General features: G+C 31.9%; 2 protein-coding genes. Both read left to right on the top strand.

Annotated features, from left to right (window positions below):
- Positions 1-283, top strand: a 283-nt coding sequence (locus tag ABWP60_RS09565; RefSeq protein ID WP_353151803.1) for a hypothetical protein, incomplete at its 5' end; no start/stop codon positions are given.
- Between the two features lie 25 nt (positions 284-308).
- Positions 309-1,313, top strand: coding sequence for a fasciclin domain-containing protein (locus tag ABWP60_RS09560; RefSeq protein ID WP_353151801.1), 1,005 nt, complete (start codon positions 309-311; stop codon positions 1,311-1,313).
- Positions 1,314-1,387: the final 74 nt, after the last annotated feature.

The following is a 1,387-nucleotide window of genomic DNA, read 5'->3' as shown; positions in this document are numbered from 1 at the left end:
TAAAGGTAAAAAACAATCTTTTCAATTTAGAGCAGATATCTTAAACTTCACAAACTTATTAAATCATAATTGGGGTGTTTCAAAAAGAGTAACAAATACACAAATATTATCGGTAAGTCAAGCACCAAGTGCTGCAAATAATTTTATTCCAGGTTTTCAAATGTCACAACAAACAGATGAGAATGGAAAAAGATATTTAACAAAAGATACCTTGTCTAACAATTCATCCGTTTTTGATGTTTGGCAAGCACAATTCACATTAAGATATACATTCGGAAAATAATAGTAATAAATAAAACAATTTAAACATGAAACTAATTAATAAAATATCAAAAGTATTTGCAGTAGTAACTGTAGCTTTATTATCATTTTCTTGTGAAAGTGATAAAGAAAATTTAATTGAAAAATATCCTACAATAGTAGAGATACTTGACGCTGATGCTGGAAATTTCAGTATCTTAAAAGCTGCCTTAGTAAAAACAGATTTACTAAATACGTTTAGAAATCCAGGATCATACACAGTATTTGCTCCTAAAAACAGTGCTTTTATTGCGGCAGGAATAACGGAAGGTACAATTGCGGCTACTACAGCAGCTGCTGACATTGCTGCATTAAGAAGAACATTACAATACCACGTATTATCAGTTGGAACACTTTCTACTGATTTTCCATCAAATGGTTATATTTCTTCTTTTTCTCCTTATGGAACATCAACTTCAGTTACTATCAGTTTACACACTAACAAAACAAATGGTGTGGTGCTAAATGGAGGAAATGCTAATGGGGGCGCAACTGTTTTACAGGCGGATATTAATGCAAGTAATGGGGTAATACATGTAATTAGTCATGTGTTAAGTATTCCAAAAGTACACAACTTAATTATTGCCAATCCAGATTTGTCAAGTTTAGTAGGTGTATTAACATCAGCGCCACAAGCAGCTATATTAACTGATGTGACTACAACTGCAACTGGAGCTACTTCAGCATTATCACGTACGGTTTTTGCACCAACTAATGCTGCATTTACAAGTGCTTCGTTTTTAACAGGACAATCGGACGCAAATATTACAAAAGTTTTAAGATACCATTTAGTAAATAATAATCTTAGAGCTAGTTCAACAACATCATTTGCTTCAACTGCTCAAATAATTAACACACAATTAACTGGTCCACAACAAACTATTGCTATTGCAGCTGGAACGGTTAAAATTGCTGATATCACAACAGTTAATGCAACTATTAAAACAATAAACATTCAAGGGACAAATGGTGTAGCGCACATCATTGATAAAGTATTACAACCTACTTTATAATATAAACCTTAAATATACCAAACCGTTCCAATTGATTTTGGAACGGTTTTTTTTTATCTTATAAAATCATACAT

Origin of the sequence: Flavobacterium sp., from assembly GCF_040402895.1 — a bacterium.
Taxonomy (GTDB): domain Bacteria; phylum Bacteroidota; class Bacteroidia; order Flavobacteriales; family Flavobacteriaceae; genus Flavobacterium.
This window is presented reverse-complemented; position numbering and strand designations above follow the sequence as displayed.